A 7,031-nucleotide genomic window follows, 5' to 3' on the forward strand; every position below is an offset into this window, starting at 1 on the left:
GACGACGCCGGCTTGAAGGCTCAGTGGCCGGGCTTCTCCTGAGGCTCGGCCAGCATGTCGGCGTGGCGGTGGACGATCTTCCATTCGCCGTCTTCGCGACGGAACACCTCGGTGACACGCAGCGTCATCGACAGCAACTCGTCCTTGCCTTTTATCTGCACCCTGGCGTGCTGCAGGCCGGTCCAGTAGCCAACCTCGTGGTCGGCCGCGCTGTGGAAGATCTCAAAGCGGCTGCTTTGCGTGCCCTCGTCGAAGGCCTCCGCATCCTTGGCCTGGCGCTCCTTCACGGCCACCGCGCCGCGCACATGGCCGCCGCCGGGAGGAAAGAAGCTCGCCTTGCCGCGCGCGGCAGCCAGCGCCAGGAAGGCGTCCGGCTGCCCGCGCACGTAGTCGAGCGAGGCGACTTCTCTCGCGTGCAGAAATTGCGTGAAGGATTCGGTCATGACGGCTCCCGAGGCGACGACGCATTCACTGTGCGGCCCAGTGCATTCACCCACTGCCGGAGCGGCCTGCATCGCCCCGTAGGCCAAGGCCTACTCGATGGCCGGATAGTCGCCGAGGCCGTYCGGCCAGGGCGTCAGGATCTCGAAGCCGTCGGCCGTCACGGTCACCATGTGCTCCCACTGGGCCGACAGCGAGTGGTCGCGCGTCACCACCGTCCAGCCGTCGTTCAGCTCGCGGATGCCGGCGGCGCCCGCGTTGATCATGGGCTCGATCGTGAAGATCATGCCCTCCTGCAGCTTCAGGCCTTCGCCCGGGCGACCAAAGTGATTGACGTGCGGGTCGTCGTGATAGACGTCGCCGATGCCATGGCCGCCGTACTCGCGCACGACGCTGAAGCCGGCCGCATGCGCAACCGTCTGGATGGCATGGCCCACATCGCCTAACGTCGCACCCGGGCGCACCTGGCGGATACCGGCGCGCAGCGCCTCATAGGTCGTGTTGACGAGCCGGCGTGCCAGCACATTGGCCTCGCCGACGATGAACATGCGGCTGCTGTCGCCGAACCAGCCGTCCTTGGTCAGCGTCACGTCCACATTGACGATGTCGCCCTTCTTCAGCCGTTTGTCCTTGGACGGAATGCCGTGGCAGACGACGTGATTCGGCGAGATGCAGGCTGTCTTTGGGTAGCCGTGATAGCCGACGTTGGACGGGATGCACTTCAGCGTGTTGACGATGTAGTCGTGGCAGATGTCGTCCAGCGCCTCGGTCGTCACACCGGGCACGACATGGGGCTTGAGCATGGCCAGCACCTCGGCGATGAGGTGCCCGGCCTCGCGAGCCTTGGCGACCTCGGCGGATGTTCGCAGCTTCAGGCTCTTCATGCCCGGGCCCCCTTGGCCTTGGGTGCCTGAGCCCAACCGGCCAAACGAGCCAGGTCCAGCCCACCCTCCTGCTCGGCGCGGATCAGCAGCTGGCAGATCTCGCTGTGGCTCAGCTGCGGGTGCAGTTCGGCCAGCATGCCGATGCGCATCCAGTGCTCGGCCTGGGCATTGATGGAACGCGACAAGGCCTGGCTCGCAACGCGCAGGCTCTCGTGCATCGGATCGGAGATTTTGACGATTCCCATGCCGCGACTATATACGCTTCGTATACGAAACGTATATCACTCAGGCTTGGGCACCACCACCGTTTCGTAGGCGCTCAGGAACTCGGGCGGCATGCGCCGCGGCTTGCCGCTGCTGATCTCGATGCACACCAGCAACCACCGGCCGCGCACCAGCGTGACGCCGTCACTCGCGCGGCGCAGTTGGAAGCGGCGCTCCATCGTCAGCTTGCCGTCGCTGTCGGTCAGCCATGTGCCGAGCACCAGGGCCTCGCCCTCGAACGAAGGCAGCAGGTAGTCGTAGTGGCCTTCGCGAATGGCCATGGCGCGGTCCTGGCGGCGGTAGTCGTCAAGCGACAGGCCGAGCGCCTCGGAATGCGCCCAGCCGGCCTGCTCGCACCATTGCACATAGACGGCGTTGTTGGTGTGGTCCAACCCGTCGATGTGTTCGGCCGCCGGCGTCAGCGCCAGCGTGAACGGGGACGGGTAGTCCCAGTCATTCATACACGGAGACTTCCGGCCGGCGCGCCAGCACCGCGATGGGCGGCGCCCAACGCTCGCCGCGCGGCTTCTTGCTCGTCACCAGCGTGATCTCGCTGGGCTCAAACACCTCGACGTTGTGCGTGATCGGCGTCGTCAGCAGGTATTGCGCGCGGGTCGAGCGCAGGAAGTGCCCGACGAGCTGGATGTTGCGCACGTCCAGGTGGGCGAAGGGTTCGTCGATGAAGACGAAGCCGCCCGGCGTCTCGTCGTCTTTCATCAGGCCCACGAGCAGGATCAGGCTCTTCAGCACCTGCTGGCCACCCGAGGCCTCGCCGTCGTTCAGCCCCACCTCGCCCTTGCCGTCAAAGTTGAACTTGACCTGCAGGCCGGCCTGGGCGAGCACGGTGTCGTCGTTGTCCAGGTGGGGTAGCACGGCTTCGGCGGTAACGCCGGCCAGTTCGCCCAGCTCGGCGACGTTCTTCTTGTAGCGGCGCACGGTGGCGCGCATCACGTCGATGTAGCGCTCGCGGGCGTTGAAGGCGGCGATGCGGGCCAGCTCGTTRCTGGCGCGGCGGTCGCTGAGCTGGGTGTCCTGCTCGTGCACCTGGGCCGACATGCGGGCGTGACGGTCCACGACGCTGGCGTCGACCTCCCAGTGGCCGCCTTGCAGTTCCTGGTCGACGTGGTGGGCGCGGATCTCGGCCTGGCGGGCGTTCTCGAACTCGTCACGCAGCGCGGCCAGCGCGATGGGCGTGACCCAGGACTTGGGGAACTGGCTTTTCCGCGTGCGCGACTGACGCGATGCCGCACGCAGCGCCTCGCGTTTGGCCTCGTGCTCACGCACTCGGCCCGAAGCTGAGCCCTCGCCGTCGCGCAGCGCGATCTGCGCGGCTTCATAGGCCTGCTCGCTGCGCGTGGAGTCGCGCAGCATGCGGTCGTGCTCGCTGTCCAGCGTGCTCATGCGCGTGGACGCTTCGGCGCGCGCTTGGCGCAGCACCGGCAGGCGCGCGCGAGCTTCGGCGAATTCGTCGGAGCGTTCGCTCAATTCCTGCGCAGCCTTATGCCCAACGGCTGCGCGCTGCACGTCCTTGAACTGGCGTTCGACTTCCGCCTGCGCCTTGGCGATGCGGCTCAGCTCACCGTCCCAGCGGGCCAGCTCGGCCTCCAGCGCACCGCGGCGCGAGTCCACGGCCGACGCGCCGAACTGATGGTCGCGCGGCTCGACGAAGACGCTGCGGCCGCCGCGGCCGTCGCGGTAGTAGGCGTCGGTCGTGATCCATTCGCCGCCAGCCTTGGCGCCCTCTTCCGTCGACGTGACGCAGCGGATGCTACCCAGCTGGCGCACCAGCCAGGTCGGCAGCGGCGCGCTGACGTTCAGCGCCGCCAGCAGCGAGCCGGCCGGCGCCTGGCCTGCGGCCTGCGTGTCGGCGACGACGTAGTGACGGTAGCGCTGCTTCGCCGCAATGTCGAAGGCGCGGCCTTCGTCGCTGCGGTGTTTCAGCACCACGACCCAGCGCGATGGGCGCAGCAGGCCTTCGGCGGCGGCGCGCCAGGTTTCGTCGGCGATGTCGACGCTGTCGGCAACGAGGTGGTGGGCGATGCCCGCGTCGTCCAGCGCGCGCTTCATCGGCGCGACCTCGGGCGGCGGCGGGGGCAGGCGCTTGCCGCTCAGCTCGCCCAATGCGGTCTGCGCGCGGGCGGCCTTGTCGCTGGCACGGGTGTAGTCGGCGCGCAGGCGCTCGCGTTCGCCGGCCAGTTCCTGCATGCGCGCCGTCAGCGCGGCGGCATCGGCCTCCACGTCGGCCAGCGCCTTCAGTTCGTCCTCACGCTTGACCAAGGCCTCGGCGGGCCGCTCGGCTTCGCGCGCCGAGTCGAACGCGGCGCGGGCCTCACGACGTTCGCCGTCCAGCGCCTTCATGCGCTCCTTGGCCGCTTCCTGCGCCGTGAACAAACCATGCAGCGCCGCGCGCTTCTCGGTCAGCACCTTCACGTCACCCGAGGCAAACAGGCGCTGGCGGTGCAACTCGCGCGCATCGCGGGTGATGCGTTCGCGCGCCTCGCTCCAGCGCAGCACGGCCAGCACTTCGGTGGCCAGGCGCTCGCGCTCCTGGATCTTGAGCTGGTACTGGCGGTGGCTGTTGACGCGGTTGGCCAGGTCGCTCAACTGCGCCTGCGTGTGCGCCAACTCGGCGCCGGCCTGCTCGACTTCCTTGCCCAGGTGTTGCTGATGGCTGCGCGCCTGCTCGTAGCGGTCCAGCACCTCCTGGTCGCCGAACACCTCGAAGACGAGGCGCAGCAGCTCCTTTGGAGAAAGCTCGCAGAGCCGGTCGGTCTGGCCCTGCTCCAGCGCCAGCACGCGACCGATGGCGCGCGTGAGGCCGGCCGCTTCCAGCCGCTTCTTCCACGCCTCGATGCCCAGCCAGTCGCGGTCACCTTTTTCGGCCAGTTGCTCGATCTCATGCGCACCGTCGAGGATGGTGTAGCGGCGCACCCAGTCGCCACCGTGGCGCTCGATGCGGCAGGCCAGCGTCACTTGGTCGCCGTACAGCAGCGACGAAGCGAATGGCCGGCTGCTGTTCTGGCGCGAGCGCGGGCGGTTGTCCACCAGCGCGCGCAGCCACGCCGTCTCGGCGTTGGCGTGGCGGGCATAGGTCTTGTAGGTGCGGCCACCCGAGCACTCCAGCCCAAGCAGCGTGCGCATCGCGTCCAGCAGCGTGGTCTTGCCCGAGCCGTTGGGGCCGGCGATGGTGATGATGGCGCCGTCCAGCGGCAGCGTGACGCGCTGGCAGTAGTCCCAGTGCAGCAGTTCGAGCGATTGCAGGTGGAACATCAGTCGTCGAGGTTTTGTTGTTCTGCTTCTTCGGGGCGGGCGACCGGGTGGCCGGCGCGGGCGAGCACGTCGCCCATGGCGCCATCGAGGATGCGCGGCGCCAGCAGGTCGTAGTCGATCAGCAGGTCCAGCAGCGGCCCCTCGGCAATGTCCTCGCCGCGGCGCGTGATGAAGCCGTGGCGCTCCAGCAGCTTGAGGTTGGTGTCCAGCCGCAGCTTCTTGCCGAGCTGGTCGCCAAAGTCCGCCAGCAGGCTGCGGTAGCTGATCAGCGGCGCGACGCTCGCGGCCTGGGGCAGCGGCTTGTCGGCCGCGAACATCTCGCCCTGGCCGGCGTGGATGGCGTCGCTGCGCGCGACCTGGCGCTGGCGCTTCGGCAACACGATGAGCGACCACAGCACCACCAGCAGCGCCACGCCATCGCGCGGCAGATCGAGGTTGTTGTTAGCGGCCAGGCCCATCTCGCCGAACACGGCGCTTTCGGCCGGTCGCACGAGGGCGACGGCGATGTGGTCGGCGTGCACGTTGTCCACCACCTTGAGCCCGACGGCCCCCAGGCGCTGGCCCAGCAGGGTCCACAGCTCGGTGTCGATCAACGCGCGGCGCACCAGCGGGTGGCTGCGCGGCAGCCAGCGCCGGGCCAGCAGTTGCGCCGCCAGTTGGGCGGCGTCGTCGAGAGGTTGGCTCATGAAGAAGATTCAGGTGTGAGGACGCCGCGGCTCATCCATTTGACGAACTCGTCGTCGACGGGGCCTTGTTCGGCGGACCAGCGCACGCTCCACGGCTGGCGGGCCATGTCGCCGGTGGCGCCCTTCAGGTGTCGGGCTTGCGCGTCGCCCAGCAGCGGCAGCAGCTGGGCGCGGTAGGCGGCGCGGGCATAGCTGTCGCCAAGAACCGCGGGCGACAGGTCGCGTTCGATGGGATCGGCGGCCGCCCAGGCCGTCAGCAGCGCCTGCATCTGGTCCATGTCGGGCGGCAATTGCATGACGGCCAGCTCGCCAGTGGGCGCGGCCTGGCCTTGGGGCAGCGCTGCGATCTCGGCAGGCTTGGGCCGGTCGCGCTCAAATTCGGCTTCCGCGGTGTCAACGAGGTCGTGCTGGGACACCAGCACCGGGTGCACCGGCCGTTCCCAGCCATCAGCCAGCAGTTTGGCAAGGTCGCCCTGGCTTTGCAGCCAGCGGCGCACATCGGTGGTCGTGATGCCGGTGGAACCCAGTGTTACGCGCTGGCGGTCCGCCTGCTGGAGCGCGCGGTTGAACTGGCTGGCCATGGCCAGCAGCCGCGCCTGCGCCAGGCCCAGCTCGCGGGCCAGGCGCTCCAGGCGAGCGTCGCCGGCGGCTTCGGCCTGGGCAATGATGGCACCCAGCGCCTCGCCAGCGCGATCCACCAGCGTCAGCGCCTTCTCGAAGCGGGTGCGTGCGCGGCGCAAGGCGAACTCGCTGCCGCTCGCGATCGCGTCGGCGAACTCGTCGTACAGCCGCGAAAGCTGGGCCAGCAAATGCTGTAGCTGGGCCGGCTGCAAGGTGCCAAGCTGGTGGGCGCCGGCCACGCCGGCCAGCAGCGAGGCCAGGTCGCCGTCGGGCGCCTCCTCCTGCGTCAGCGGCTGCAGCAGGCCCACGAGCTGCTGGGCCAGCGGCGTGACGGCGTAGGTCTGCCCCGTCGCGTCCCAGGCCAGCAGTTCGGCTTCACGCAGGCGCTTGAGCACGTTGTCCAGCACCTCGTCGCGCAGCACGTGGAAGGCCTGGTTCAGCGCCTCGCGCGTCAGCCGCGACTCGCGCAGCGCCATCAGCTCGAAAAACACCCACAGCCGCAGCCGGGTCAGGCCCGCGGGCCCCTGGAACAGCGCCCGCAGCGCCGTCTGCAAGGCGTCCTGGCGTTCGAGCTGCCACCACAGCAGCGCATCCGCCGGCGCGGCGCCGTCGCGGAAGTAGTCCTCCACGCGATCGGGGCGCGCGGTGTCGTCGGTGTCCTGGGGTGTCGTCAACATGGGGCGCGGATTATCGACGGGCCCTGAAGCCGCCAAATTAGGTGGTGTCGAGGGGTTTGACAGTCGACAGTCGCCGTCGGACAGCTCATCACCGATTTCAACATCGACATCGACATCGGCTCGGCCCTGGGCACCAACGACGCTTTCGTCGGCTTCACTGCCGCGACCGGCTCGGGCTACCAGAACCA

7 protein-coding genes are annotated in these 7,031 nt (G+C 68.9%); all 7 read right to left on the reverse strand.

Annotation, left to right across the window (positions count from 1 at the left end; translation table 11 throughout):
- Positions 1–20: 20 nt before the first annotated feature.
- A complete protein-coding gene (locus AC1DU6_RS15345; RefSeq protein WP_457322239.1) occupies positions 21–443 on the reverse strand; it encodes a YybH family protein in 423 nt (140 codons plus the stop codon).
- A 90-nt stretch (positions 444–533) separates the two neighbouring features.
- Positions 534–1,325 (reverse strand): type I methionyl aminopeptidase, encoded by a 792-nt coding sequence (gene map / locus AC1DU6_RS15350; protein WP_477858096.1) that lies wholly within the window; start codon positions 1,323–1,325, stop codon positions 534–536.
- Positions 1,322–1,570 carry a ParD-like family protein gene (locus AC1DU6_RS15355; protein WP_056197644.1) on the reverse strand — a complete coding sequence of 83 codons (249 nt, stop codon included), beginning with the start codon at positions 1,568–1,570 and terminating at the stop codon, positions 1,322–1,324. The genes map and AC1DU6_RS15355 overlap by 4 nt, the downstream gene beginning before the upstream one ends.
- A gap of 36 nt (positions 1,571–1,606) precedes the next feature.
- Complete coding sequence (locus tag AC1DU6_RS15360; protein ID WP_056197645.1) at positions 1,607–2,050, reverse strand: acyl-CoA thioesterase; 444 nt, start codon at positions 2,048–2,050, stop codon at positions 1,607–1,609.
- On the reverse strand, positions 2,043–4,859 hold the full coding sequence (locus AC1DU6_RS15365; protein WP_477858098.1) for an ATP-binding protein: 2,817 nt from the start codon (positions 4,857–4,859) through the stop codon (positions 2,043–2,045). The genes AC1DU6_RS15360 and AC1DU6_RS15365 overlap by 8 nt, the downstream gene beginning before the upstream one ends.
- Positions 4,859–5,545, reverse strand: a complete 687-nt coding sequence (locus AC1DU6_RS15370) for a hypothetical protein (protein WP_457322128.1) — start codon at positions 5,543–5,545, stop codon at positions 4,859–4,861. The genes AC1DU6_RS15365 and AC1DU6_RS15370 overlap by 1 nt, the downstream gene beginning before the upstream one ends.
- A complete protein-coding gene (locus AC1DU6_RS15375) occupies positions 5,542–6,843 on the reverse strand; it encodes a hypothetical protein (RefSeq protein ID WP_457322130.1) in 1,302 nt (433 codons plus the stop codon). The genes AC1DU6_RS15370 and AC1DU6_RS15375 overlap by 4 nt, the downstream gene beginning before the upstream one ends.
- Between the last annotated feature and the right edge of the window lie 188 nt (positions 6,844–7,031).

Source organism: Roseateles sp. P5_B10, assembly GCF_056400485.1.